Below are 25,847 nucleotides of genomic sequence, written 5' to 3'. Positions count from 1 at the left end.
GCTTGTCGCGCAGTTCCCCGCGCCCCTTACGGGGCTGTTCGGATCATCATGCGTGCTGGTCCGTGGAAGATCAGGTCGTCCGCGTACCGTATCGGGTCGGCCGCTCGGGACAGGCCCGGCAGGCGGAGGAGTTCCGTCAGGCCGATCTCCGCCTCCGCCCGTGCCAGGGGGGCGCCCACGCAGTAGTGGATGCCCATGCCGAAGCCGGTGTGCCGGAGCGCGTCGCGGTGGATGTCGAGGCGGTCCGCGTCGGGGAAGCGTCCGGCGTCCCGGTTGGCGGAGCCCAGCACCAGGACGACCTTCTCGCCCCGGCGCACGGCGTGCCCCGCTATCTCGTCGTCCTCCTTGGCCCAGCGGCTGATCATCTGCACGGGTGGGTCGTAGCGCACCAGCTCCTCCACCGCGGCCGGCAGCAGCTTCGGCTCCGCCCGCAGCTCCGCGAGCTGCTCCGGGTGGGCGAAGAGGGCCAGCAGGCCCTTGGCCAGCAGGTTGGTGGTCGTCTCGTGGCCCGCCGTCAGCAGATGGATGCAGGTGCCCACCAGGACGTCGTCACCCAGCGGAACGCTCTCCTCGGCCGCCAGCATCGCCGCGATCAGGTCCGCCGCGTCGGGGCCGTGCCCCGCCCGGCGCCCCGCCAGTTCGGCCCGGAAGTACTCGGCGAGTTCCCGCGCGGCCGCCTCGGCCACCGCGAACCCGTCGGAGCGGCGGGCCGCCCGGGAGCTCGTGGCCTGCTGGAGGTCCACGGCCCGCTCCCGGAACCAGGGGCGGTCCGCCCTCGGCACCCCCAGCAGTTCGCTGATCACCAGGATCGGGAAGGGCGCGGCGAAGCCGCCCACCAGATCGGCCGGGTCCGCCGCCGTGAGCTCGGCGGTGAGCTCCGCCGCCAGCCGCCGGATGCGGGGGCGCAGCGCCTCCACGATGCGGGGCGTGAAGCTCTTCGCGACCAGCGCCCGCACCCGGGTGTGCTCCGGCGGGTCCATGAACACCAGCCAGTTGGTGACGGTCCGCCGCAGGTGCGGGCACTGCTCGGGCAGCGCGGCGGGCAGGGCGCCCCGGCCGTAGCGGCGGCTGGTGAGCACCCGGGCCACGTCGGCGTGGCGGAAGAGGTACCAGGTGTCGCCGGAGCGGTGGACGGGGTCGAGTTCCCGGTAGGGGCGGTAGGACGCGTAGGGGTCCGCCGGGTCGACGTCCTCCGGGCGGAAGGGGGGTATCGATGTGCTCATGGGGTGTCTCCCTGGCGGCGGAAGAAGTCGGCGTGGAAGGCCGCCATCTCGGCGACCTGGGACGGCACCGGCTCGCACTTGCGGGCCGCCGCCGCGAGGTGGTCCAGGCGCAGCGCCAGCGCGCGGCGCGCCACGTCGGGCCGGGGGACGAACGCGGGCGGGGTGTCGAGTTCGAACGTCGGGCCGGCGGTCCGGCCGCGGCGGCCGGACTCCATCGTCACCAGCAGCTCCGCCAGCGGGCGCATCATGCCGGTCATCACGTCGATGGAGGCGTTCATCAGCTTCGAGCGGCGCAGGCTGCCGTCCGGGCTCTCGCCGAAGTGCTGGGCCATCAGCTGGAGCATCACGTGGTACGAGCGGTTGAACAGCCGTGCCACCGCCCGTGCCTCGTCGTCGGTGATCGAGTCCTTCGCCGCGTCCCCGACGCCCACCGTGGGGTTGCGCAGCACCGGGTAGGCCGGGCTCCAGGGCAGCAGCCGCCCGTAGGGCCCGGGGACGCGTTCGGTGGTCAGGGCCTCGCCGATCCGCAGGAAGCTCTGGAAGTGCGAGGAGTCCGACGGCCCGGCCTCGCCGAGGGTGCCGCCCTCGCCCTGCTCGGTGATGAAGTCCACGGCGAACAGGGCGCTGGCGAGGTCGTCGACCTCCAACTGGTAGTCGGGATGGGTGGCGTTGACCGATTCGCGCATGAACACGTGGTGTTCGCCGCCGCCGCGCCCCTTCTCGACGAGGAAGAGGTCGGGGACGCGCCGCAGCCCCTCCCGGATGCCCGCGTACAGCTCGCTCACCGAGCTCCAGGTGAAGCCGAGCGGCCGGACGGCGGTGGGCCGGGCGCCGCTCTCGCGGCGCACCTCCGGCGTGAGTCCGGCGGGCTGCTCGATGGCGATGTAGCGCTGCACGCTGCCGACGCTCAGCCCCTCCAGGGCGAAGTCCAGCGGGACGGGCAGCTCGGCGTTGAGCGTGCCGAAGTCGAGCACGGGGACGTGGAAGGGCTCGCCCATGGCCGTGATGATGTTGTTGACCAGCAGGAAGTGGATCATCTCCTCGCGGGCGACGTTCAGCAGGGTGCCCCGGATCCCGTCGTCGACGGTGGCGCCGCCCTGCCCGCACGCGAGCTTCAGCTGCTCCGCCGTCCACCGGCCGCGCCGTACGTACTCCCGCCCGGCGCCGTGCGTGGGCACGGAGAAAGCGGCGTAGAGGTACTGGAGCATCACCGCGAGCTCCAGTGCGGCGGCCTGCTTGAGGGCGGTCCACAGCTCGCCGCGCGTGGTGATCGCGGGCTCGGTCAGGGGGATCGCCGGGGCGGTCAGCGGCGGGCGGGGCCGTTCCTGCTGGTTGCGCAGATAGGCCAGCAGGAGGCGGGCCTTGGGGTCGGTCAGGTCGCGGGTGGGCGGCATGTAGTACGTCCTCGCCTTGTTGCGCGGGTCGCACATCTGCCACGCCAGCTCGGCGTAGGTCTCCACCTTGCAGCGGTCGGCGAGGCTGAAGACGTCGGAGCGCATGAAGGTGGAGATGTGCTCGTAGAACGCGAAGACCTCGCGGTGCAGCAGGGTGAAGTCGACGTCCTCGCGGGGGACGTCGTCCAGGTGCCAGTCGTCGGGCAGGACGCGGACGGACAGGGCGCCCGCCCCCGCCCAGTAGCCGAGGGCGTCCTCGTCGTCGTAGGCCGTCCAGGCGGAGCCCGCCGCCGTGGGGTCTGCGGCGGGCCGGTCGGCGGGGTCGGTGGTCAGCAGGACGCGGCAGGTGCCCGCCCGCTCGCCGCGCAGGGTGAGCAGGCCCCGGCCCGTCTCGTCGGTCGCGACGGCGCACTCGGCGGTGAAGCCGCCGTCCCCGCCGCGCATCCCCAGGTGGACGGCGTCCCCGCAGCGCGCCCCCGCGCCGCCCGCGACGGGGTCGGCGGGCAGGGCGCGCGGGTTGGAGTACTGGCTCGCGTGGACGGTCCCGGCGCTCGCCGGGCGGCCGCGCACGAACACGCGCAGCGGCACTTCGACGGCGTGGTCGCGCCCGTGCGCCGCGTCGCGGTGATGGAGGGTCACCACGGCCTCGTCGCTCTGGACGTTGATCTCCCGTTCGGCGAGCAGCACCTCCGGGTCCCCGGTGCCGGTGGCGGCCCGCACCAGGCACAGGGGCTCGTCCGGGGCGGCCTCCCAGCCCGCCTCGGCGGGCACGGTGACGATGCCGGAGGTGAGCTCCACGACGTTCGACCCGGCGTCCGGCCCGGTGTACGACCCGGCGGGCAGCCGGGCGAGGAGCCGGCCGGAGCCGGCCGACCGCAGCTCCAGATCACCGGCGTCCAGCGGCGGCCCGAGCCGGTGCAGCGGGCCCGGGCCCGCCTCCGCCGCCCGGCCCGTGAGCGGCACGGCGGAGACCATGTTGAACGCGGCCCGGCCGTGCCCGACCTCCACCGTCATGTGGTGGAGCGGGCCGCCCGCCCCCGGAAGGGGGGCGAGCAGCCGGCCGGCGGGATAGCTGCGCAGTTCGTCGGCGTGCCAGGGCGCGATCGTTCCCCGCACCCGCCACAGGGCGGGGGTGTCCGGGGCGAGCGGCGAGGTCACGTCGTCCAGCGCGAACTGGACGACCAGGCCGTCCGCCCCGCCCTCCACCGCCTCGCGCAGCGCGCGCACGGCGGGGGAGAGCCGGGCGTCCGGCAGCCAGCCCAGCCCGTCCGCGCCCTCCTCGGGCGTGACGACGAACTGGTGGACGGCGCAATAGCCCAGCTCCCGGGCGAGCGCGTGCTCGCCCACCCCCAGGATCCGGCGGAAGTCCACCCAGCGCGGCGGCTGGAAGCCCTCGACCGCGTTGCTGAGCATGTAGCCGTCGTCGTGCGAACGGCCCAGGCGCCCCAGCCCGAACCGGCCGATCATCAGGGTGGTCGTCCACCGGGAGGCCGGGTCCAGGTCGAAGACCCGGGCCCGGTTGACGGTCGTGCGCAGGTACTCGTTGTAGTGGCCCCACACGTCGACGCTGCGGCCGACGACCGGGTCGTCGGTGGACGGCGGGGCGCCGGCCGGCATGTCCGGGCCCTCGACGGAGACGACCCGGGCGTCCATGAGGAAGTGGCCGTTGCCGTCGAAGTGCCGCCCCTTGGCCGCGCTGAAGACGCCCCCCTCCGCCGCCGGGCAGGAGCGCCCGGCGGCGTCGAAGTGCGGCCCGAGCCGCTGGAGGTGGTCGTGGTACTCGTCGGCGGGCCGGTCGGCCGGGAACGGCCGCCCGTCACCGGTCAGGGCGCGGTTGGCGGCCAGGTCCACGAGCCCGCTGCGCGGGCCGGTGGGCAGTTTCGTCGTCGCGGTGCCGGCGAAGTGCAGCCGGGGCAGATCGAAGACGCTCATCACAGGGCTCCCGCGGGGTTGGCCCGGCCGGAGACGGCCGTGCGGCGGCGGTCGGTGGCGAAGTCCGCCACCTGTTCGACGGCCCGGAGCGCGGACTCGATCGATCCGTCGATCCAGGCGGGTGACGTCGAGCAGTGCTCGCCCGCGAAGAACAGCCGGTGCGCCGGGCGGCCCGCGCGCAGCAGCTCCTCCTCGACCTCGCCGGGGCTCTTGCCCCAGCGCACGGCGCAGCCGGCCTGCCAGCGCGAGTCCCCCCAGGCCACGCTCACGGCCTCCAGCACCATGCCGGGCGAGAGCAGCTCGGGGTGGGCCACGCTGAGCTCGTCCAGCACCAGGCGATGGCGGCGGCAGGCCGACATCCGGCCCAGCTTCCGGGCCTCGTCCCCGATGGTGTAGCTGGCCAGCAGGGCGGCGCCGCGCCCCGGTTCGCCGTCGACGGGCGGGTAGTAGGTCTGGCGGATGCGCCCCCCGGTGAAGGAGGCGCCGCCCTCGATGCCGCCCTCCCGCCAGAACGGCGTCCGGCAGAGGAAGGCGACCTTGGTGGCCGGGCAGTACTGCACGTCGCGCAGCACGGCCAGCTTGTCGGTGTCCAGGCCGCTCAGCCGCATCCGCCGGACGGCGGGGAACGGCGCGGTGCACACGACGAGGTCCGAGCGCTTGACGACCGTCCGGCCGCCCGCCTTGACCTGGAGCAGGACGCCGTCGTCGCGGACGTCGACGCCGGTGACCCGGTGGCCGAGGGCCACCGGGCCCCGCAGCCGGCCCGCCAGACGGCAGGTCAGCTGGTCCATGCCGCCGTGCAGCCGCAGCAGGTCGGGGCTGGTCTCGGTGAGGATGTCGTCGAGGAAGCTGTTGAGCCGGCCGCTGCACCCGGCGCGGATGCCCGGGTAGGCGGCGAAGAACGTGTGGAGGTCGACGCGGTCCCGCGCCGCCCCGCGTATGTGCTCGGTGATGTCGAGGTGGTCGACCATGTCGAGCAGCTGGCGGTGGAGGTCGGCGCGGAGCGCCTCCCGCAGGTCCGGGGGCGCGATGGCGTCGACGATGGCCGTCAGCCACGTGCCGAAGACGATGGTGCCCGTCGTGTACCGGTGGTCCGGGCGCTGTCGCGCGAGCTCGGCGCGGAAGTGCTCGCGCAGCGGGCCGGCCGCGTCCCGGATGCGAATGAAGCCGTTCCGGGTGTGGAGATAGGCGTTCTCCTCGGAGAGGAGCGTGGCGAACGTGCGGAGTTCGCCGGCCAGCCCCATCTTCCGAATGTATTCGAGAGTGTGGTGGTGGTGGGCCGGAATGCGCATGGCGCCGAGCTCCACGGAGGGTGCGCCGGGGCCAGGACCGAACCGGTGGGTGAGAATGCGGCCACCGATACGGCTGTTGCCTTCCAGCACCTCGACGCGATAGCCGAGGCGCTCCAGTTCGTAGGCGGTCACCAGGCCGGCGACACCGGCGCCGATGACGGTGACGTGACGCCCCCGACGTTCGAATTTATCGAATGCGTGGGCATGCCAAACTGTGGAGTTCGCGGACATTGGTGGTTCCCCCCGTTAATGCCGTGCTTTCCCCGTTCGAGCACCCGTACAAATTTCATACGGGGCCGTCAGAACGCAATGGTATTTGAGGACGCTCGAAATCTGGCAGCGGATTTTTCCCCGGCGTCGACGAAATCGTAGACGCGGTACGGCGAAATACGGCGGGGGATCGTCCGGACATCCCATGGGCAATGCGCTCCCTCCGCCGACCGTGATCGACGCGGGCCCCACGCCGCCCGGCAACCCCTCGGATCGTCCGCCCGTACTCCTGGCGGAGTACCGAAAAGCCCGTACTCAAGTACGACGACGCGGGCGCCTTCGCCGGGCATCGTGGAGGGATGGACCACGAGCACGACCTGACGGAGCGGAGAACCTGGAGCGGGGGTGGCGCGTGAGCGCGCTCGCCGTGGCGGTGTTGCTGTGCCTGGTGTCCGCCGTCTGCTACGCCGGAGCGGCCATCGCCCAGGAACGCGTCGCCGCCACCAGCCCCGGCGGAGGGTACGCGCCGCTGCGGCGCCCCGGCTGGTGGGGCGCGGTGGCCCTCACCTGCCTCGGCGCCGGGCTGCACGTGGTGGCCCTGGCCTACGGCCCGCTGAGCCTCGTTCAGCCACTGGGCGCGCTGACGATCGTCTTCGCCCTGCCGATGGCCGCGCTGTGCGCCCGCCGCCCCGTCGGCGCGGCGGGCCGGCGCGGCGCGCTCCTCGCCACGGTGGGACTGGCGGGGCTGCTGAGCCTCACCGGGACCCCGCACGGCGACACCCTCGCCCGCGCCGAACGCCCCCTGCTCGCGGCCGTGGCCCTCGCCGCCGTGGCCCTGGCCGCCCTCGCCGCCCGCCAGCTGCGCCACCCGGGCGCCCGGGGCGTCCTGCTGGCAGCCGCGGCGGGCGGTGCCTTCGGCATGGCGTCGGTCTTCACCAAGGCCGTCGCCGAGGACTGGACGAGGCGCGGCGCCGACATCCCGGCCCTCCTGCCGGGCCTCGGCGCGATCGCGGCCCTCGCCCTGGCCGGGATGCTGCTGTCCCAGTCCTCCTACCGGGGCGCGGGCCTCGCCGCGCCGCTGGCCACCGTCACGGTCGTCAACCCCGTGGTGGCCGCGGCGATCGGCGTCGCCGAACTCGGCGAGGTCTTCCGCTACGGCGCGACGGGCGCGCTCCTCGCGGCCGTGGCGGGCGCGGTGGCCGCGGCGGGAGTGGTGACGCTGACCGTCCAGGACGCGAAGCGTCCGGCGGATGCCCTCCCCTTGCCCCATGCGCGGCAGCCCGACCGCGACCTGGTCCCGGCCGCCGCGCGACGCGCAGGGGACCCCGGGCATGCGCCGTGACGACTCCCGTCGTCAGAGGAACACGAGGGTGGTGGGGCCGTCGATCACCTCGACGCCCCGGTGCGTGAGGCAGGCGAGGGGGTCGAGGCTGAGCTGGGCCCCGGGGGACCCCACCGACCTGCCCTTGAACTTCCCCTCCACCACGGTGCCGTCGACCAGCGACACGGTTTCGCCGACGGCCGGCTGGACGAGGTTGTGCCGCCGGTAGAGCACCTTGCTGTGCTCACCGGTGTTCCACGTGACCCGCTCCACCGCCGTGCTGTCGATCGAGAGGCACCCCGTCTCCCCGCCGCCCTCGATCACGGATTCGGCCCCGGTGATGCCCGGATCCGTGCCCGTACAGGTGTACCGGGCGCTACCGGTAATGTGGGAGGGACGCGTGCGCAGCGTCAGGCCGGGAGAGAAGCGGACGGTCGCGTCGCCGGCGCACACCAGGGCGGGACGGGAGGCGTCCCGCTCGTGAGCCCGCGCGGGAAGCGCGCCGGGCCCCGCCACGAGAGCCGGCACCAGCACCACCCACGTCAACAACACCTTCCGCCGAGAACGCTTCACCGGCACTCCTCCACCACGAGAACGGCCAAGAGGACCGCATCATGCCGGTCGGCAAAGCGGAAGGGACGATGGCATTCACCGGGCGCGGGGCGCGGAGGATGGCACTCACGCCCCCTGGTGGTTTGTGGGCAGGCGTTCCGCAGGGCTGGGGGCACCTCCCAGCGGTAGCTGGGGGAGGGTGGGCACAAACCACCCACCGGCCCGCACCGGACAAACGCCCCGCAGGGTGAACGCCCCGTGGCGCGCAGAGCGCGGATCGCGCCACCATGGTGACCCTGCCGAACCCCTCCGGAGGAGCCCCCGTGGATTTCGATGTCGTCGTGGAGATCCCGCAAGGCAGCCGCAACAAGTACGAGATGGACCACGAGACCGGCCGCATCCGCCTCGACCGGATGCTGTTCACCTCCACCCGCTACCCCGCCGACTACGGCTACATCGACGAGACCCTCGGCGCCGACGGGGAACCCCTCGACGCGCTCGTGCTCGCCGGGGACCCCACGTTCCCCGGCATAGTCGTCCGATGCCGTGCGATCGGGATGTTCCGGATGCGGGACGAACAGGGCGAGGACGACAAGGTGTTGTGCGTGCCCGCCGGCGACCCCCGGCACGAGCACGTGCGCGACCTCCGGCACCTGCCCGAGTTCGACCGGCTGGAGATCCAGCACTTCTTCGAGGTCTACAAGGAGCTCGAGCCGGGCAAGTCCGCCGAGGCCGCCTGCTGGGCGGGCCGGGTGGCCGCCGAGGCCGAGATCAGCGCCGCCCGTGCCCGGGCCAAGGCCGCCGGGGCGAGCTCCCCCTGGTGAGCGATGGCGAGCGACGGTGAGCGACGGTGAGCGATGAGGGTGGCGGCGATACGGTAGAAGAGGGCATGGCCACCACCGACCGGCGCGCCGCCGGTCCCGCTTCCGCCACCCCGGACCGGGATGCTACGCCGCACCACGACGTACGCCTGGCTGCGGTCGCCGTCGCCTTCGCCGTACTGCAACTGTGCTACTCCGTCGCCCACATGGACCTCGGCTGGGACGAGAGCGTCTACCTCTCCCAGGTGGACCCCCGCAATCCCGCGGCCTTCTTCAGCGCCCCGCGCTCACGAGGCATCAGCTTCCTCGTCGCGCCCGTCGTTTCCCTCACTCCCTCCGTCCCCGTGCTGAGGGTCGCGCTGGTACTGCTCTCCTCGCTCGCGCTGTTCGCCGCGTTCCGCGTGTGGGAGCCGCTGCTGGGCAAGGGGCGCGTCGCGCTCGCCGCGCTGCTGTTCACCGGGCTGTGGATCACCGTGCTCAGCGGCCCGGAGGTCATGCCCAACCTCTGGCTCGCGCTGTCCGCCGTCGCCGCCGTCGGCTGGTTCCTGCGCGCCCGCCGCGACGCCCCCGGCCGGCGCCGGGCCCGTACGGGGCTCGCCGTCGCCCTCGCCGCCGCGGCGCTGTTGCGCGCCCCCGACGCCGTCTGGCTCGCCCTGCCCCTGCTGGCCGCCTGCGCCGGCGTACGGGCCTGGCGCACGCGCGCCACCGCGGTCGCCGTCCTCGGCGGGCTCGCGGCGGGCGGCGCGCAGTGGGCGGTCGAGGCGTACGCGCGCTTCGGCGGCATCGGCCGGCGGCTCGCGCTCTCCAGCGACACCGAGGGCGGCATGGGCGCCCACCTCGGCGCCGGACTCCGCGCCTCCTACCGCGCCCTCAACGGCCCCCAGCTCTGCCGCCCCTGTCGCATCGCCGGCCCCTCCATCACCCACTCCCTCTGGTGGCTGCTGCTCCCCGTCCTCATCGCGACCGCCTGCGCCCTCGCCCTGCGCGCCCGCCGACAGGAGCCCCAGGAGCCCAGCAAGGCCCGTGAGCCCCGTGAGTCCCGTGAGCCCCGGGAGCGTGAGGGGGCCGCCGTCACTCTCCTGCCCGTCGCCTGCGCCCTGGCACTCGCCGCGCCCTACCTGCTCCTGCTCGACTACGCGGCCCCCCGCTTCCTGCTGCCCGTCTACGCCCTGCTCGCCCTCCCCGTCGCCGGTCTCGCCACGCACGCGGTGCGGGCCGCCGGGGCGGCGGCCGGCCGGCGGGGCCGGTTCGCCGCCGTCGCCCTGCTGGGTGCCGTCCTCACCGCCCACCTCGCCGTGCAGGTCGAGGAACTCCGGTTCAACACCGCCGACGCGCGCGACACCACCGTCCGCTACCGCAGGGCCGCCAACGAACTCGGCCGCCTCGGCGTCATCGCCCCTTGCCTCGTCATCGGCCCCCGGGCCCAGCCCATCGCCTACGAGGCGGGCTGCGTCTCCGCCCAGACCGCCGGCAACAACCGCTCCCACACCACCGACGACATCGTCCGCGCCGCCGCCCGGATCCCCACGGCGCTGCTGTACGACCCGGGCCACCCCTACCTCCCGCCCTACGCGCGCGGGTGGCACTCCCACCCGCTGCCGGGCACCGACTGGCTCGCCTACCTCCCCTGACGGTCCCCGACCCGTTCAGGCCGGACCCGTTCAGGCCAGGAGGGCGGCCAGGTCGCTGTCCACGTCGAGGTGCCCGGCCTCGGCGCCCGCCGGCACCTGCGCGTAGGTGTGCGCCAGGAAGGCCCGCAGCTCAGGGGTGTCGATCTGCACCATGGCCACCCCCTCCAGCGCGTGGAACTCCAGTACCGTGCGGTGCGGGCCGCACGGCCACACCCGTACGTCCCCGCCGCCCGCCGAGCGGAGCAGGCCCCGGGCCAGCAGCTCCCGGGCGAAGGTCCACTCGACCTCGTCGCCGTCGAGGGAGGCCGCGGGCGGGAAGACGACCCGCACCGCGAACGGATCGGCGCTCTCGTAGCGCAGGAGCGCGGGAACCGTCCGGGACGGCGGAGCCGACGCGATGATGCGTGCCTGGACAGCCTGTTCGATAACAGTGGACAATGCCGGCTCCCTTGCGGTCGGTTTCCCGGTGGTGCGCTTCCGTGCCGATGTGACTTCCTCTGCTTTACACAGTGAGACGGCCGAACGATCGTGGTCGTGCACATGAATCCAGCGTGAGCTGCATCACGGCCCTTGAAAAAGAAGACATTTGTCATTGATGGCAATGAACTTCAAGGAATACGGCCAAGGATGGGCGGACCCGGACCGCACGCCCCTCAGAGCCGCGCCGGCAGCACCGCCAGCAGCTCCCAGCCTCCCTCCGGCACCGGCCCGGCCGTCAGCGATCCACCGACGGCGTCCGCGCGCTCGCCGACGCCCACGAGCCCGAGCCCCCCGCCGCCCTCCGGCGGGCGGCGGACGGCCGGTGTGCGTCCCGGCCGCCCGCCGTCGTCGCGCACGGACACGATCAACCGTTCCCCGGAACGCCGCAAAGACACCCCCACGTCGGAGGCGTCCGGGCTGTGCTTCGCCACATTGGCCAGGCCCTCGCCGACGATGCGGTGGACGGAGGCCCCCAGTCCGGGAGCCAGCCCCTCGTCGAAGCGGGGGTCGACGCTCAGCGTGACCCGCGCGTCCGGACGCACCTCGCGGAACGCCGCCACCAGCTCGGCCGTACGGGCCGGCCCTGGCAGCGGCGCGCGGCGCGCCTCGTCCTGCTGGAGCACCTTCAGCAGCCGCCGGGCCGTCGCCATGGCCTCGTCACCCGCCTGATGGATGTCGCGGAGCGACGCGGCGACGCGCTCGTCGGCCGCCAGCGACCCAGTGGCCTTGGCCAGCAGGGTCATCGCGGCCACGTGATGGGCGACGAAGTCGTGCAGCTCGCCCGCCAGCTTCAGCCGCTCGGCCTCGCGCGCGGCGGCCACCGCCCGGGCGCGCTCGGCGTCCCGGTGGCGGAGCCAGAGGCCCAGCGCCGTCACCCCGGCCGCGACCAGCGCGAGCAGGACGGCGGTGTGGACGTGGAGTGAGCCGGAGGACGGCAGGGGGAGCTGGGCCATGACCACCACGCTAGGCATGGCGTCCCCGCGCCGGTTCGTCCGTGCGGCCATGGTTCACCGGCCGAAAGGATGAATTTTTAACGGCCTCGTCGTCATGGAGCTGCCATGGACGGTTCCGCCTGGCCTCCACTAGCTTCCGGCCCCATGAGACGCATGGGAAAGACCTTACGAACCCTGCTCACCGGGGCGTGCGGGGCCGCCCTGGCCCTGGCGGGCCCGGCAGCGACGACGTCCGCGCAGACCGCCGGCCCGGACCGCCACATGGCGTGGGAAGTCAAGAACACCGGCAGCGACGCCCGCTTCCGGGGCCTCGCCGCCGTGAGCCGCGCCACCGCCTGGGCGGCGGGCACGAAGGGCACCGTCCTGCTCACCCGCGACGGCGGCACCACCTGGAGCGATGTCTCCCCTCCCGGGGCGCGCGGGCTGGAGTTCCGGGACGTCGAGGCATTCGACGCGCGGAACGCCGTCGTCCTCGCCATCGGCGAAGGCGACGCGTCGAGAATCCTGCGGACGGAAGACGGCGGCACCACCTGGACGGAAGCCTTCCGGAACCCCGATCCCAAGGGCTTCTACGACTGCGTGACCTTCTTCGACCGCCGCCACGGCATCGCCCTCGGCGACCCCGTCGACGGCAGGTTCCGGCTCCTGGAGACCCACGACGGCGGCCGCGCCTGGCGCCCCCTGCCCACCGCCGGACTGCCCGCCGCGCTGAGCGGCGAGGCGGCCTTCGCCGCGAGCGGCCAGTGCGTCGTGAGCTCCGGCCCCCGCGACGCCTGGATCGCCACCGGCGGCGCGGCCGTCTCCCGCGTGCTGCACTCCACCGACCGGGGCCGCACCTGGACCGCCACCGAGGCGCCCCTGCCGGCGGGCGACCCCGCCCGGGGCGTCTTCGGCCTCGCCTTCCGCGACCGCGCCCACGGCCTCGCCGTCGGCGGCGACTACCGCGCCGGACAGCCGTCGCCCCGCGCGGCCGCCGCCACCGGCGACGGCGGCAGGGCCTGGCGCACCGCCGCCCTGCCCCCGGCCGCCTACCGCTCCGGCGTCGCCTGGCTCCCGCACACCCGCGCCACGGCCCTCGCCGTCGGCCCCACCGGCAGCGAGCTCACCACCGACGGCGGCCGCACCTGGCGGACGTTCGACACCGGCTCGTACGACACGGTCGACTGCGCCCCCGCCGCCGCGCCGGGCGCGGGCTGCTGGGCGGCGGGGGAGAAGGGACGCATCGCCCGACTGGCACCCCGGAGGGCCTAGGCCCTGTCCGGCGGGCCACGCGGTGCCCCGTAAGGGGCGCGGGGAACTGCGCGACAAGCCACGACGTGGCCGCAGATTGCCCGGGCCCCGGGGTGGCGTGTCGGCTGCGGGCCGTCGTCGGCCGATCGCGCAGTTCCCCGCGCCCCTAGGGGGGCGCGGCCTAGGAGGGCAGCTCCTGCCGGTACGGCTCCATGGCCTTGGACGTCTTCGTCGGGATGAACTCGGTGATGGTGTACTCGGCCACCCCCGCCACCGTGAACGGGTCGCTGCGCGTGATCTCCTCGATCTTCGCCCGGTCCTCGCCCACCGCGAGGATGATCCCGCCGTCACGCGGCACCTTGCGGCCGGAGGCGATGAAGACGCCCGTCTCGTAGTGGGCCTCCAGCCAGGCCACGTGCTCCGGCAGCGCGGCGTCGATGCGCTCGATGGGGGCGATGTAGGTCAGTTCCAGTACGAACATGATCGACAGGCTACGCCCGGTCGCCCGGGACGGCACCCCCGCCCCGGCGGCCGGGCACCCGCCCGGTACCGTGGGCCACCATGATCGACGCACCCCGCCCCCTGCCGCCCGGCTGGCCGACGACCGAGGCGGAAGCGACCGCCGTGCAGGACGAGTTGCGCGGCCGGGTGATCCTCGACGAGCCCGGCCCGACGCCGGGCGCGCCACTGTTCGCGGTGGGCGTGGACGTCGCCTACGACGACGAGCGCGACGTGGTCGTCGCGGCGGCCGTCGCCCTCGACGGGACCACCCTGGAGGTGGTCGAGGAGGCGACGGCCGTGGGCCGCGTCGCCTTCCCCTACGTACCAGGGCTGCTCGCCTTCCGCGAGATCCCCACCGTCCTCGCCGTCCTCGACCGCCTCACCGTCACCCCCGGCCTCGTCGTCTGCGACGGCTACGGCCTGGCCCACCCCCGCCGCTTCGGGCTCGCCAGCCACCTCGGCGTCCTCACGGGCCTGCCCACGATCGGCGTCGCCAAGAACCCCTTCACCTTCACGTACGACGCGCCGGGCCCGGAACGCGGCGACACGTCCCCGCTGCTGGACGGCGTGGAGGAGGTCGGCCGGGCCCTGCGCACCCAGAAGGGCGTCAAGCCCGTCTTCGTCTCGGTCGGCCACCGCGTGAGCCTCGACCACGCCTCCGCGTGGACGCTGGCGCTGGCCCCCCGCTACCGGCTCCCCGAGACCACCCGCGCGGCCGACTCCCTCTGCCGGCGCGCGCTGGCGGAGGGAACCGGCTGAGGCCCGGCTACTGAGGGGTGACCGGCGTGGCCGGGGCGACGATCGGGAACGAGGCGTCGGGCCTGGTCAGATAGCCGAAGACCGTGTCGGCGTACTCCGGCTTGCCTTCGGGGATCTGGACGAGGCCGTCGCGGACGGCCTTGTCGAAGGCGGCCCGGTAGTCACCCTGGGCGCCGTACATCAGGCCGTTGAGGACGTCACGCGTCAGCTTGATCACCGTCTGCGGCGCACCGGCGAAGCGGTCCTTGCCGGCGACGTAGACGAGGACGCCGTTGCGCAGCGTCGTCGTGCAGGTCTGCTCGTCGCCGTTGCTGATCACCCACTGCAGGACGATCGGGTCGCGCTGCTCGCGGGCGGCCCTGGGGCCGTCGACGGCACGGGCGAGCGTGGAGAAGTACTGCTCCAGGCTCGTGCTGACGATGATGTCGCCGGGTTCCTGGTTGTACGGCCTCTCGACGCCGTGGGCCAGCTCGTGGGCACCGGTGAGGTAGAAGTTGCGCCAGGTGCCGTTCTCGGAGCCGTAGCCGAGCTGGGTCATGGCCTTGCGCTGCAACTCCTTGGCCGCCGCGCTGTCCTCGGGGTGGCCGAAGATGACGTGGTTGAGGAGCTCGACGACCCAGCGGTACTCCTGGCGGTCGTAGGCCGCCTGCGCCGTCGCCACGACGGCCTCGACGCCGCCCATCGCGTTCACGTAGTGGGCGCCCGCCTTGGCCGGCGGGAGGTTCCACAGATGCGCCGGGTTGCCGTCGAACCAGCCCATGTAGCGCTGGTAGACGGCCTTCAGGTCGTGGCTGAGGGAGCCGTAGTAGCCACGGGCGTACCAGTGGGAGGCGAGGGACTCGGGCAGTTCCAGTTCTTCGGCGATCTCGATGCCCGTCTTGCCGGTGTTGATCAGCCGCAGCGTCTGGTCGTTGAGGAAGCCGTAGACGTCCCGCTGGTTGCTCAGGTACTCGACGATCTTCTCCTTGCCCCAGCGGGGCCAGTGGTGGGAGGCGAACTCGACCTCCGTGTGCTCGCCGAAGGTCTGGATCGTCTCGGTGAGGTACTTCGACCACGCGTGGGCGTCCCGGACCTGGGCGCCGCGCAGGGTCAGGATGTTGTGGAGGGTGTGGGTCGCGTTCTCCGCCGCGCACAGGGCACGGGCCTGCGGGAAGTAGATGTTCATCTCCGCCGGGGCCTCGGTGCCCGGCGTGAGCTGGAAGACCATCCGGATCCCGTCGACGAGCTCCCGGTAGAGACCGGGCCGCCAGGGGATGACGTCCTTCGACGACCACTGGTCGCGCGGGACGGGAGCGGTACCGCTGCCGCCGATGTTCACGTTCGGCGGGACGAGCGTGACCTCACCCGTGGAGACGGTCAGCCCGAGCCCGGCCCCGACCTGCCCGTGCGGGCCCTTGTCCAGCTTGGCCGCGTACATGTACTCCGAGCGGCGGGACATGGCCGGACCCGCGTAGACGTTCTCGCTGACGGCGTGTTCCAGGAAGCCGTCGGGGGCGATGACCGGGATGTTGGCGTCGACCTCACCGTTCTTCTCGTGGAAGAGACCCCGGACGCCGCCGAAGTGGTCCACGTGGCTGTGGGTGTAGATGATGCCGACGATCGGCCGCTTGCTCTCGGTCGCGTCCCGGTAGAGCTTCAGCGCCCACTGGGCTGTCTCGTAAGAGGCGAGCGGGTCGATGATGAGGATGCCCGAATCACCCTCGATGATGGTCATGTTGGACAGGTCGTAACCACGGACCTGGTAGATCGCACCGCGTTCGTAGGACGCGACCATGAAGAGGCCGGCCTGGGCGGTGAGCAGGCCCTGACGCCACAGGCTCGCGTTGACGGAGGGCGGGGCGTCGCTCCCTGAGTCCTGGCTCAGGAAGTCGTAGCTGACGAAGTTCCACACGATCCGGTCGCCCTTGTGGCGGTCCGGGATCGCCGGGATCCCGGGGAGTGCGATGAGCCCGCGCCGGGCGTCCTCGAAGTCCTCGGAGTTCGGCGGGATGGTATTGACGATCTGCCGGTTGGCCTCGGCGACGGCCGGGTCGACCTCGATCTGCTCAGCGAACTCGGGCATGCGAACGCCTCCTCGGGCACACGGGAACGCCATCGACGCTATTCGCAGCGGAAAATGCCCCGCAAGGAACGGAACCGGACAGAGGCCCGCCCCCGGTACGGGGGCGGGATCACGTCACAGGTCATTCACCGGGTGGTCCGGGTGGGCCCGGGCCCAGTGGACCTTCTCGGCCGCCTGGTACTGGGAGAGGGCCATCGGGTCCGACCGCTCGACGGCCCCGGCCTTCGCTCGGGCGAAGAGCACGCACTGTGAGCAGGGCGGCGTGGTCGGCGTTCCGCCGCTGGTGTGGGGGAGTGGGATCGTCACCGGACGCCTGCCGCGCGCTTCTCGACGGCGGTCGCCAGCCGGAGGGCCTCGGGCCGCGCGTCCCACTCCCGCCCGCCACCCGGTGGCCGGAGCTGCGCCCTGCCGCCTTCGGTGGCCATGAGGCAGCCGAGGCGGTTGAGGTGGGTGTCCACGAGCCATGCGCCGGGGCGGTAGGTCATTGTGGCAGCGGTTTGCTTCGTCATTTGTTCGAACTCCGTGTGTTCCGCGCTGTCTGAACGGGAATCAAGACTCCACCCGTGACATGTGGCTGACCAGACGGTTTGTCATTCCAGAAACCTCTGGAATGCAGGGAGTTGAGCACGTGAGCGAGGACGCGGCAGTCGAGACGCCCGCAGAGATGTTCGGCAAGGAGATCAAGCTCGCCCGCGAAGCGCGCGGGTGGACGCAGGCCCAGCTGGCCGACAAGCTGTGGTGCCGCCAACCGTACGTCAGCAAGGTCGAGAGCGGTCAGCAACTCGCGTCGCCGCAGTTCGCGGAGATGTGCGACCGGGTGTTCGGCACGCCGGGTGTTTACGCCCGGATGCGGCAGAGGGCGGCGGATGCCGGGAATCCAGTATGGCTGCTGCCATATCTCCAACTGGAGCGCCAGGCGGCTGCCGTCTGCGATTACTCGCCCGTGTTGGTGGCGGGGATCTTGCAGACGCCCGAGTACGCCGAAGCCGTCTATCGGGCGTCCCCGGCCGATGATTCCCGACCGCGCATCAAGCAACGTGTGGACGACCGCATGCGACGCCGGGAAGTCTTCGACGGACCTAATCCCCCGTCGTTCTGGGTCATCTTGCACGAGGCTGTGCTGTGGTCCGGCCTGGGCGGCGCCGACGTCATGCGGGGACAACTCCAGCACCTGGCAGCGGTGTCCGAGCACCCGCACATCACGGTTCAGGTGCTCCCCTTCGGGGGCACGCCAGTGCGAGGCGCACCGTTTATCTTGCTCAGGCAGAAGGACGGGACCGAAGTCCTGTACGCGGAGAGCTATGTGCAGGGGCAAGTGCATGACGCGCCGGGAGTTGTCGGCGAAGCGCGGGCGACCTATGAGCGGCTACGCGCCAACGCTCTGTCCCTGCCGGATTCTCTCCGTCTCATCCGGCACGTAATGGAGGCATACGTTCATGAGCGCCACCCCCGACCTCACCCACTCGATATGGGTGAAATCCAGCTACAGCGACGCGAACGGCGGGACGTGCGTCGAATGGGCCCCCGAACACGCCCCTACCGGCGTCGTCCCCGTCCGGGACAGTAAGCGGGGCCCTGACGGGCCCGTCCTCGCCGTAACCACCACCTCCTGGTCCGCCTTCGTGGCGGGCGTCAAGGCGACGGCGTAGCCGTAGCCGTACCGCACCGCCCTGGCGGGGCCGAGGGCCGCGTCAGGGCAGGTGCGGATGCGCCGTGTCCGGCGCGTCGTGGTCGTCGCAGACCATCAGCAGGAGCGCTGCCCGCTCCGGGCTCAGCGAGCGTGCCTTGTGCGGGACCGTGGCCTTGAAGTAGACGGAGTCGCCCGGGCCGAGTTCGACGGAGCGTGAGGGGAAGAGAAGCTCCGCCCGGCCCGTGTGGACGAAGAGGAACTCCTCGCCCGGGTGGTCCCGGAAGGGCACCCCGTCGGCGTCGTGCGGCGGGTACAGCATGAACGGTGTCATCCGCTTCGTGCTGGCCTGGAGCGCGATGCCCTCGTAGCGGGAGCCGGGCTCCTGCTCGGGGGTCAGGGGGCTGCGTTCCCCGGCCCGGGTCACCGTGACGTCGGTGAGCTGCTCGGCCTCCGTGAAGAGGCTGTCGAGGTGGACGTCCAGGGCGCGGGCGAGGGCGGCGGCGACGGCGATGGAGGGTGTGCTCTGGCCGCGTTCGACCTTGGACAGGTAGCTCTTGGTGACACCGGCGCGCTCGGCGAGGACCTCCAGGGTCATCAGCCGTTCCTTCCGCAGTTGCCGCACCCGATTGATCACCGTGCTCATCTCCCTCTCGATCGGGGGGAATCCTAGTACGGCCCCCTTCCTCCATGACACCTTGTGTCATATCGTGGTCGAGGTTTCCTGAGATTGGAGCACCGCACATGGCAACGACCCTGCGTGAGGCGAAGGGATCCCTCGTCGACCGCGCCCAGCGGCAGATGCGCGAGCACTTCGGCGAATCCGCGCTGACCACCCGCCAGAAACTGGCCCTCACCTGCCGCATCCTGTTCGACGGCGGCCACGATTCGGGGCTCGCCGGGCAGATCACCGCCCGCGCCGAGGCCCCGGGCACGTACTACACCCAGCGGCTCGGGCTCGGATTCGACGAGATCACCGAGGACAACCTCCTGCTGGTGGACGAGGACCTCAACGTCCTGGAGGGCGACGGCATGGCCAACCCGGCCAACCGTTTCCACTCCTGGATCTACCGGGCCCGTGAGGACGTGAACTGCATCGTCCACACCCACTCCCTGCACACCTCGGCCCTCGCCATGCTCGAGGTCCCGCTCGTCATCTCCCAGATGGACACCACGCCCCTCTACGACGACTGCGCCTTCCTGAAGGACTGGCCGGGGGTGCCCGTCGGCAACGAGGAGGGCGAGATCATCACTGCCGCGCTCGGGGAGAAGCGGGCCGTCCTCCTCGCCCACCACGGGCAGCTCGTCACGGGCGCCACCGTGGAGGAGGCGTGCAACCTCGGGATGCTCATCGAGCGCGCCGCCCGGCTCCAGCTGCTGGCCATGGCCGCCGGCACGATCCGGCCCCTGCCGCACGACCTCGCCAAGGAGGCGCACGACTGGACCTCCACCGACCGGCGCAGCCAGGCCAACTTCGCGTACTACGCGCGCCGCGCCCTGCGCAACCACCCCGACTGCCTCACGACTGAAGGGACGGCCCTGTGATGTCCGTACCGCCGCCGCTCGCCGGGATCGTCGCGTACCCCGTCACCCCGTTCTCCCCGGACACCGGGGAGCTGGACCTCGACGCCCTGCGCCGGCTGGTCGCCGACCTGGTGGACGCGGGCAGCCACGCGGTCGCGCCGCTGGGCAGCACCGGAGAGAGCGCCTACCTGACGGACGCCGAGTGGGAGGCCGTCTGCGCGACCACCCTGGAGACCGTGGCCGCCCGGGTCCCGACGCTGGTCGGGGTCTCGCACTGGAGCACGGAGACGACCGTGCGCCGGGCCCGGACGGCTGCTCGCCATGGTGCGAGCGCGATCATGGTGCTGGCCCAGACGTACTGGAAGCTGACCCCGGACGAGCTCCACCACCACTTCACCACCGTCGCGGCGGCCACGGACCTTCCCGTGATGCTCTACAACAACCCGGGCACCAGCGGTGTCGACCTGTCGCCCGAGGTGATCGTCTCGCTTGCCGGGAAGATTCCGAATCTGACGATGGTGAAGGAGAGTTCGGGCCAGGTCGCACGCTTCCGCGAGCTCCTGGAGCGCTCCGAGGGCACCCTGTCCGTCTACAACGGCAGCAATCCCGTCGCCCTCGACGCGTTCCGCTCCGGAGCCGTCGGCTGGTGCACGGCGGCGCCCTGCCTGGTGCCCCGCCGGTGCCTGGAACTCTACGAGGCGTTCCGGGCCGGCGAGGCGTCGCGGGCGGACGCGCTGCTGGCCGAGCTGCTGCCCCTGCTGAAGTTCATCGTCGGTCACGGTCTGCCCCGCGCGGTCAAGGCCGGCCTGGACCTCCAGGGCCGTCCGGCGGGCCCGCCCCGACCGCCCCTGCTGCCGCTGCCCGCCGGGGACCGGGAGGAGCTGCGCGCGCTGCTGGACGCGCCGGCCGCCTGAGCGGAGACGGCTACTCGCCGAGCAGCGGCAGTGCCGCAAAGGCGTGGTCCTGCCAGATGAGGCGGGACGCCTCCTCCGGGTAGGCCGTGACAGCCGGTCGCGTGTCGAAGATCCGGGTGAGGCGCCGCCCGGCGTCGTACGCGGGCCAGCCGGGGTCGCCGTGGGTGGCGAAGGCCGTCCACGCGGTGCGCATGGACGCGGAGAGCTCCTCCCCGGCGGGGGAGGGGCTCTCGCCGAAGAGCGCGGCGGGCTGACCGGCGGCCAGATTGCCGAAGACGAGAGGGACGTCGAGGCCGTGGCACGCCCCGAGGGCGCCGCCCATTCCCGGCGCGGGCCAGGTCAGCTCGTACACATGGGCGCGTCCGCCGCCGGTGATCTGCGCCTCGGCGAGGCGGAGGCTCGGCATGCGGAACAGCCAGTCGGAGTGGACCAGTTCGTACAGCTCCTCCGGGCCCGCGGCCGGGAAACCGTCGGCGTACCGGCGCGGGCCGTCCGGGCCGGGGGCGAAGTCCCGGAGGACGGTCGCCGCCAGCTCGTCCGTCACCCGGCCGAGCGTGCCGTCGAGCGCGCTGAACAGCCGGTGCTCGTCGCGGGTGTGGCCGGTGAGGACGTCGACGTCCCGGCCCGCGCCGTTGGCGAGGGCCTGCCAGGGAGTGACGGGCAGGACGTCGCCGTCGACGACGGGCGAGAACGGGATCGTCCTCAGCGCGGCCCGGCCCCAGCGTCCGGCGAACGAGGTGGACTTGGCGGCGACCGCGTCACCGGCGGCGGCCAGGCGGTCCGGGGCCACGGCCGCCAGGTCGGCCGCCGTGGGCCGCAGCCCCAGCCCGGCGGCGCAGGCGGCGGCGATGTCGGCGGCGAGCGCCGGGGAGAAGAACGTCCCCTGGGCGCTCTGCGCGACCGCCCGGCCGAAGAGCCCGGCCGCACTCGGCATCGCCAGGAGCGCGGCGACCGATCCCGCCCCCGCCGACTGGCCGAAGACCGTGACGCGGTCCGGGTCGCCGCCGAACGCCCGGATGCCGTCGCGCACCCACTCCAGCGCGGCGACCTGATCGAGCAGGCCCCGGTTGGCGGGGGCGCCCTCGATCGACGCGAAACCCTCGATGCCCACCCGGTAGTTGAACGTCACCACGACGACGCCGCCGTCGCGGGCGAGGCGGGCCCCGTCGTACTCGGGGAGGGCGGCGGTGCCGAAGCTGTAGCCGCCGCCGTGGATCCACACCATCACCGGGAGTCCCGCTCCCGGGTACGGCTCGGGCGACCAGACGTCGGCCGTCAGCCAATCGGTGCCGGACGCGTCGCGCGCCAGCGCGTCCATGCCGAAGAAACCGGCCTGTGGAGGCGGCGGCCCGTACGACACGGCCGGGCGCACCCCGTCCCAGCCCTTCACCGGCCGTGGCGCGGCGAACCGGAGCGCCTCCACCGGCGGTTCGGCGAAAGGGACGCCACGGAAGACCGCCACGCCCCCTTCCGTACGGCCGCGCAGCACCCCGGCCGTCGTGCGGACCTCGGGCCCGGGCTCGGAGCCCGTCGGCGTTCCGGAAGCGGGAATCGTCATCGCAGCCCCTTCCCGGGCAGGGAGAACGCTGTCACGAATACCGTGTCGGCAGCACGTCATCATCCCGCCCGGGCCGGGACGAGGGCCAGCGGATTACGGACCGGGCGTCGGCGACCGGACCGCTACGGCCGGTGCGTCAGCTCCGGCAGCCGCAGCCCGCGCGGGGGCGCGACGGGGGTGGTGACGCCCCCGGACAGGGCCGCACCCCGCGTCGCCCTCGCGAACGCCGCCACGCCGCCGACCAGCGGCAGCCGGGCGGACGTCCCGTGGAGGTCCACCGTCACGCGCGGCGTCGTGCTCGCCGGGACGATCAGGCCCGAGTCCGTCCCCGCCACGATGAGGGCCAGGCGGTGGCCCGCCGGGACGACGTGGTCGGTCGCGGCCAGGTCCAGCGTGATGGTGTACGGCTTGCCGGGCGTCAGGGGGACGCCGTGGGCGAGCCCGGCGTAGTGGCCGAGGTCGGCCCAGCCGCGGCTGAAGACCGTGTGGTCGACGTCGGCACGGTCGGCCGCCGTGCGCTTGAAGCAGCCGGTGTCGCCCGCCGTGCCGGCGCCGAGGCAGTCCCTGTCCGCGAGGGTGAGGATGCCCTCGCCGTCCCCCGCGTAGTTGCGGATCGTGGCGGGGCCGAGGTCGACGAGGACGGCCGAGAGATGCGCCGAGGTCGTCGACGGCGTGACAGCCAATCGCACCGTCGACGAGCCCGCGAGACGCAGGTCCTCGCTGAGAGGACCGGTGACGAAGCCCGCCTTGCTCTCCGTCGGTTCGTCGATGCGCGTCGCCCAGTCGGCCTCGCCGAGGCTCGGGTCGTCCGTGAACTCCGCCGTCGCCCCGCGCGGCGCCGGCTCCGTGCCGAGCGTGCCGACGCCGGGCACCTCGCCGGTGTCCGGCCGCAGGACGGCCGTGCGCGTGCCGGTCGGCGGCCAGACGCGGTCGGTGGACCACTGGTCGGGGGCCCGCTCGACGTCGGCCATCGGCTCGCGCTCGACGCCGTTGTCGTAGCCGAGGAGGTAGTGGTCGAACCAGCGGTGGAGCGTGGACACCCACGCGTCGCGCCGGAAGTCGAACGGGTCGACGTGGCCCGCCGAGGACAGCCAGACCTTGCGCTCGACGCCGTGCGCGGCGAGCGCGTCCCACCACTGGCCGAAGTGCTTGGTGCGGACGTTGAGGTCCTGCATGCCGTGGACGGCGAAGACGCTGGCACGCACCTTGCCGGCGTCCTTGACGTAGTCGCGCTCGCTCCACAGCCGCGTCCAGTCGCCGGTGCGGGGCGCGCCCTCGACCAGTTCGCGCTGGACGGCCTGGCAGCGGCCGCGCGCCTCCGGGCTCTCGATGCCGTTGGCCAGGCCGTCGGGGCCGCCGTTGTAGAGGGCGGCGCCCTTGGCGAAGTAGTAGTCGTACCAGGAGCTGATGGCGCCGATGGGGACGATCGTCCTCAGGCCCTCGACGCCGGTGGCGGCGACGGCGTTGGCGATCGTGCCGTCGTAGCTCTTGCCGATCATGCCGACCGAGCCGGTGGTCCAGTCGGCCGCGACGGCGGTGGTCCCGGTGCGGGAGGAGTAGCCGCGGGCGCGGCCGTTCAGCCAGTCGACGACGGCCTTGGCGGACTGGACGTCGGAGCGGCCGCCGATGTCGACGCAGCCGTCGGAACGGTTGGTTCCGGTGAGGTCGACCAGGACGACGGCGTAGCCGCGCGGGACGAAGTAGTTGTCGTAGTAGAGGGGGAACTGGACCGGGCGGCCCTGCCCGTCGTAGGTCTTCTTCTGGCTCTCGTTGCCGCGCCCGCAGCAGGAGTAGTACGGGCTGGCGTCCATGATGACGGGCACCTTGCGGCCCTGCTCGGCGGCCTCGCGGGGGCGGATGATGTCGACGGCCACGCGGTCGGCGCGGCCGTCGCGGTCGCCGTCGACGCGGGTGTCGACCCACACGGACTCGCGGACGGCCCGGTCGTAGGAGTAGACGGGTCTGCTCTCGCCCGGTGGTTTCCCGCCGTTCGCCGTCGGAGCGGCGAGCGCGGGGGTCGGCAGGAGGACGGCCAGCAGGGCCGTCAGGGCCGTCAGCGCCGTGGGGAGGGATTTCGTCCAGGGTATGCGGGATCTCCGCGAGGATATGGGCATGGGGCGGACGGTAGCGCGGGAAAACCCCTGTGCAGAAGGGGGTTGGCGGGGGCCGCGGTGTCACCGGTGTGTCGATCACATGACAGAAACCACCATGGACATACCCGGTCCCCCAATGAGTACATAGGCTGCGATTGATCACTCGCCCCCTACGAGTTGGAGTGCCTCGTGCGTCACAGACTGATCGTTCCGGCCGCGGCCGCCGCCTCCCTGCTGCTGGCGATCCCGGCGTCGGCGGCCGAGCCCACGCCGGGCGCTCCGGGCGTCGGCGACTCGTACTACCCGACGGCCGGGAACGGCGGTTATCACGTATCCCATTACGACCTCCGGCTGAAGTACCAGCCGCAGACGGACAAGCTGGAGGGCACGGCGACCCTCACCGCCACCACCACGCAGGCGCTGTCGCGGTTCAACCTCGACTTCGCCCTGGACGTCAGCGAGGTGACGGTCAACGGCAAGCCGACCTTCTTCGCCAAGTCGGGCGACCACGAGCTGGAGATCACGCCCTCCGCGCCCCTGCCCGAGGGCAAGCAGATCACCGTCGTGGTCCGCTACAGCGGTACCCCCTCGCAGGTGAAGATCGGCGGGTACTCGGCCTGGCAGCGCACCCCGGACGGCGCGGTCGTGGCCAACGAGCCGGAGTCGGCGGCCTGGTGGTTCCCGAGCAACGACCACCCGCGCGACAAGGCCACCTACGACATCTCCATCGCGGTGCCGGACGGCCTGCAGACCGTCAGCAACGGCGAGCTCAAGTCCCAGACCTCCAAGCTGGGCTGGACGCGCTACAACTGGCGGTCCACCAAGCCGCAGGCGTCGTACCTGACGACGCTGGCCATCGGCAAGTTCGACATCACCACCGACAAGACGTCGGACGGCCTGCCGGTCCTCAACGCCTACAGCAAGGACCTGGGCGACAACCTCGACTCGGCCAAGGCGAGCGTCGAGCGCTCCGCCGAGATCATCGAGTGGGAGAGCAAGATCTTCGGCCCGTACCCGTTCAACGCGATCGGGGGCTACGTCCCGAACGTCAAGACGGGCTACGCGCTGGAGACCCAGACCCGCCCGTACTACAGCCCCTCCGGCTTCGCGAACGGCGCCAACACCTCCCTCGTCGTGCACGAGCTCGCCCACCAGTGGTTCGGCGACAACGTCTCGGTGAAGAACTGGCGCGACATCTGGGTCAACGAGGGCTTCGCCACCTACGCCCAGTGGCTGTGGTCGGACAAGGAGGGCGAGGGCACCACGCAGGAGCTCGCCGACTACGTCTACGACGGCATCCCGGCCGACAACGCCTTCTGGAAGGTCAAGCCGGGCGACCCGGGCGCCGAGAACCAGTTCCACGGCGCCGTGTACCAGCGCGGCGCGGTCGCCCTCCAGGCGCTCCGCAACCGGGTCGGCGACAAGACCTTCTTCGCCATCCTCAAGGGCTGGCAGACGGACAACAAGTTCGGCAACGGCTCCGTGCAGGACTTCGTGGCGTACGCCGAGAAGGTCTCCGGCAAGCAGCTGAAGAGCCTCTTCGACACCTGGCTCTTCACGGACACCAAGCCGAGCGCCGCCGTCGCCGCGAAGGACGGCATCGGCAAGGCCGCCAAGGCCGCCCCCAAGGCCGCCACGTCCGGCAAGGCGCTCGCGGCGCCGGCCAAGCCCGTCGAGCCCAAGTCCTGGAAGAAGATCCAGGCCGCGCAGGACGGCCACGGCCACCAGCACTGACCCGGTTCCCTCCGGTCCCGCTCGAACCGGTCCTGC

At 72.7% G+C, this 25,847-nt stretch carries 22 protein-coding genes and 1 pseudogene; 10 read left to right on the top strand and 13 right to left on the bottom strand.

Annotated features, from left to right (window positions below):
* Positions 1–26: 26 nt before the first annotated feature.
* From IE096_RS04100 to IE096_RS04090, 3 genes are read right to left on the bottom strand one after another with little or no spacing between them, the layout of a single operon-like run.
* A complete protein-coding gene (locus IE096_RS04100; protein ID WP_189448455.1) occupies positions 27–1,223 on the bottom strand; it encodes a cytochrome P450 in 1,197 nt (398 codons plus the stop codon).
* Complete coding sequence (locus IE096_RS04095) at positions 1,220–4,549, bottom strand: ferritin-like domain-containing protein (RefSeq protein WP_189448453.1); 3,330 nt, start codon at positions 4,547–4,549, stop codon at positions 1,220–1,222. The genes IE096_RS04100 and IE096_RS04095 overlap by 4 nt, the downstream gene beginning before the upstream one ends.
* Positions 4,549–6,072 carry a flavin monoamine oxidase family protein gene (locus IE096_RS04090; protein ID WP_189448451.1) on the bottom strand — a complete coding sequence of 508 codons (1,524 nt, stop codon included), beginning with the start codon at positions 6,070–6,072 and terminating at the stop codon, positions 4,549–4,551. Before IE096_RS04090 ends, IE096_RS04095 begins: the two co-directional genes overlap by 1 nt.
* A 391-nt stretch (positions 6,073–6,463) precedes the next feature.
* Here IE096_RS04090 and IE096_RS04085 point away from each other — a divergent pair, with 391 nt between their 5' ends.
* Positions 6,464–7,393, top strand: coding sequence for a DMT family transporter (locus IE096_RS04085; RefSeq protein ID WP_189448449.1), 930 nt, complete (start codon positions 6,464–6,466; stop codon positions 7,391–7,393).
* A 12-nt stretch (positions 7,394–7,405) separates the two neighbouring features.
* Here the strand turns inward: IE096_RS04085 and IE096_RS04080 are convergent, their stop codons facing one another.
* Positions 7,406–7,945 (bottom strand): hypothetical protein, encoded by a 540-nt coding sequence (locus IE096_RS04080; RefSeq protein ID WP_189448447.1) that lies wholly within the window; start codon positions 7,943–7,945, stop codon positions 7,406–7,408.
* 302 nt (positions 7,946–8,247) lie between these two features.
* Here IE096_RS04080 and IE096_RS04075 point away from each other — a divergent pair, with 302 nt between their 5' ends.
* Together IE096_RS04075 and IE096_RS04070 are read left to right on the top strand one after the other, a co-directional pair.
* Positions 8,248–8,748: an inorganic diphosphatase gene (locus tag IE096_RS04075; protein ID WP_189448445.1), complete on the top strand. Its 501-nt coding sequence runs from the start codon at positions 8,248–8,250 to the stop codon at positions 8,746–8,748.
* Between the two features lie 65 nt (positions 8,749–8,813).
* Positions 8,814–10,376, top strand: a complete 1,563-nt coding sequence (locus tag IE096_RS04070; RefSeq protein ID WP_229819899.1) for a hypothetical protein — start codon at positions 8,814–8,816, stop codon at positions 10,374–10,376.
* Between the two features lie 30 nt (positions 10,377–10,406).
* Here the strand turns inward: IE096_RS04070 and ssgD are convergent, their stop codons facing one another.
* Together ssgD and IE096_RS04060 are read right to left on the bottom strand one after the other, a co-directional pair.
* Positions 10,407–10,814, bottom strand: coding sequence for a spore wall synthesis regulator SsgD (gene ssgD / locus IE096_RS04065; RefSeq protein ID WP_189448443.1), 408 nt, complete (start codon positions 10,812–10,814; stop codon positions 10,407–10,409).
* A 215-nt stretch (positions 10,815–11,029) separates the two neighbouring features.
* Complete coding sequence (locus IE096_RS04060) at positions 11,030–11,809, bottom strand: sensor histidine kinase (RefSeq protein ID WP_189448441.1); 780 nt, start codon at positions 11,807–11,809, stop codon at positions 11,030–11,032.
* Between the two features lie 153 nt (positions 11,810–11,962).
* Here IE096_RS04060 and IE096_RS04055 point away from each other — a divergent pair, with 153 nt between their 5' ends.
* A complete protein-coding gene (locus IE096_RS04055; protein ID WP_189449572.1) occupies positions 11,963–13,060 on the top strand; it encodes a beta propeller repeat protein in 1,098 nt (365 codons plus the stop codon).
* A 160-nt stretch (positions 13,061–13,220) separates the two neighbouring features.
* Here the strand turns inward: IE096_RS04055 and IE096_RS04050 are convergent, their stop codons facing one another.
* Positions 13,221–13,520, bottom strand: coding sequence for a YciI family protein (locus IE096_RS04050; protein ID WP_189448439.1), 300 nt, complete (start codon positions 13,518–13,520; stop codon positions 13,221–13,223).
* A gap of 80 nt (positions 13,521–13,600) precedes the next feature.
* Here IE096_RS04050 and IE096_RS04045 point away from each other — a divergent pair, with 80 nt between their 5' ends.
* On the top strand, positions 13,601–14,299 hold the full coding sequence (locus IE096_RS04045; protein WP_189448437.1) for an endonuclease V: 699 nt from the start codon (positions 13,601–13,603) through the stop codon (positions 14,297–14,299).
* A 7-nt stretch (positions 14,300–14,306) separates the two neighbouring features.
* Here the strand turns inward: IE096_RS04045 and IE096_RS04040 are convergent, their stop codons facing one another.
* The 3 genes from IE096_RS04040 to IE096_RS04030 all read right to left on the bottom strand — a co-directional run bounded on the left by IE096_RS04040 (position 14,307) and on the right by IE096_RS04030 (position 16,870).
* Positions 14,307–16,361: an alkyl/aryl-sulfatase gene (locus IE096_RS04040; RefSeq protein ID WP_189448435.1), complete on the bottom strand. Its 2,055-nt coding sequence runs from the start codon at positions 16,359–16,361 to the stop codon at positions 14,307–14,309.
* A 114-nt stretch (positions 16,362–16,475) separates the two neighbouring features.
* On the bottom strand, positions 16,476–16,604 hold the full coding sequence (locus tag IE096_RS31760) for a hypothetical protein (RefSeq protein WP_268248276.1): 129 nt from the start codon (positions 16,602–16,604) through the stop codon (positions 16,476–16,478).
* A 59-nt stretch (positions 16,605–16,663) separates the two neighbouring features.
* Complete coding sequence (locus IE096_RS04030) at positions 16,664–16,870, bottom strand: hypothetical protein (protein ID WP_229819898.1); 207 nt, start codon at positions 16,868–16,870, stop codon at positions 16,664–16,666.
* Positions 16,871–16,989: 119 nt separating this feature from the next.
* Here IE096_RS04030 and IE096_RS04025 point away from each other — a divergent pair, with 119 nt between their 5' ends.
* Both IE096_RS04025 and IE096_RS31955 read left to right on the top strand, forming a co-directional pair.
* Positions 16,990–17,928, top strand: coding sequence for a helix-turn-helix domain-containing protein (locus tag IE096_RS04025; protein WP_308430312.1), 939 nt, complete (start codon positions 16,990–16,992; stop codon positions 17,926–17,928).
* Positions 17,891–18,010, top strand: a pseudogene (locus IE096_RS31955) (DUF397 domain-containing protein); the annotation flags it as partial. The gene IE096_RS04025 and the pseudogene IE096_RS31955, both read left to right, overlap by 38 nt.
* Before the next feature lie 42 nt (positions 18,011–18,052).
* On the opposite strand, the gene IE096_RS04020 reads toward IE096_RS31955, so the two are convergent.
* Positions 18,053–18,634 (bottom strand): helix-turn-helix domain-containing protein, encoded by a 582-nt coding sequence (locus IE096_RS04020; RefSeq protein ID WP_189448431.1) that lies wholly within the window; start codon positions 18,632–18,634, stop codon positions 18,053–18,055.
* 98 nt (positions 18,635–18,732) lie between these two features.
* Here IE096_RS04020 and IE096_RS04015 point away from each other — a divergent pair, with 98 nt between their 5' ends.
* Positions 18,733–19,533, top strand: coding sequence for an aldolase (locus tag IE096_RS04015; RefSeq protein WP_189448429.1), 801 nt, complete (start codon positions 18,733–18,735; stop codon positions 19,531–19,533).
* A complete protein-coding gene (locus IE096_RS04010; protein ID WP_189448427.1) occupies positions 19,533–20,426 on the top strand; it encodes a dihydrodipicolinate synthase family protein in 894 nt (297 codons plus the stop codon). The genes IE096_RS04015 and IE096_RS04010 overlap by 1 nt, the downstream gene beginning before the upstream one ends.
* A 10-nt stretch (positions 20,427–20,436) precedes the next feature.
* On the opposite strand, the gene IE096_RS04005 is transcribed toward IE096_RS04010, so the two are convergent.
* Complete coding sequence (locus IE096_RS04005) at positions 20,437–21,984, bottom strand: carboxylesterase/lipase family protein (RefSeq protein ID WP_189448425.1); 1,548 nt, start codon at positions 21,982–21,984, stop codon at positions 20,437–20,439.
* A 122-nt stretch (positions 21,985–22,106) separates the two neighbouring features.
* Positions 22,107–24,098 carry a Xaa-Pro dipeptidyl-peptidase gene (locus IE096_RS04000; RefSeq protein WP_189448423.1) on the bottom strand — a complete coding sequence of 664 codons (1,992 nt, stop codon included), beginning with the start codon at positions 24,096–24,098 and terminating at the stop codon, positions 22,107–22,109.
* A 168-nt stretch (positions 24,099–24,266) separates the two neighbouring features.
* Between IE096_RS04000 and IE096_RS03995 the strand changes: the two genes are divergently transcribed.
* Positions 24,267–25,811 carry a M1 family metallopeptidase gene (locus tag IE096_RS03995; protein WP_189448421.1) on the top strand — a complete coding sequence of 515 codons (1,545 nt, stop codon included), beginning with the start codon at positions 24,267–24,269 and terminating at the stop codon, positions 25,809–25,811.
* The last annotated feature ends 36 nt before the right edge of the window (positions 25,812–25,847 follow it).

It is taken from the genome of Streptomyces abikoensis (assembly GCF_014648775.1).
In the GTDB taxonomy this organism is placed as follows: Bacteria; Actinomycetota; Actinomycetes; order Streptomycetales; family Streptomycetaceae; genus Streptomyces; species Streptomyces abikoensis.
The sequence above is the reverse complement of the archived record's forward strand: the minus strand, read 5'-3'. Positions and strand labels throughout refer to the sequence as shown.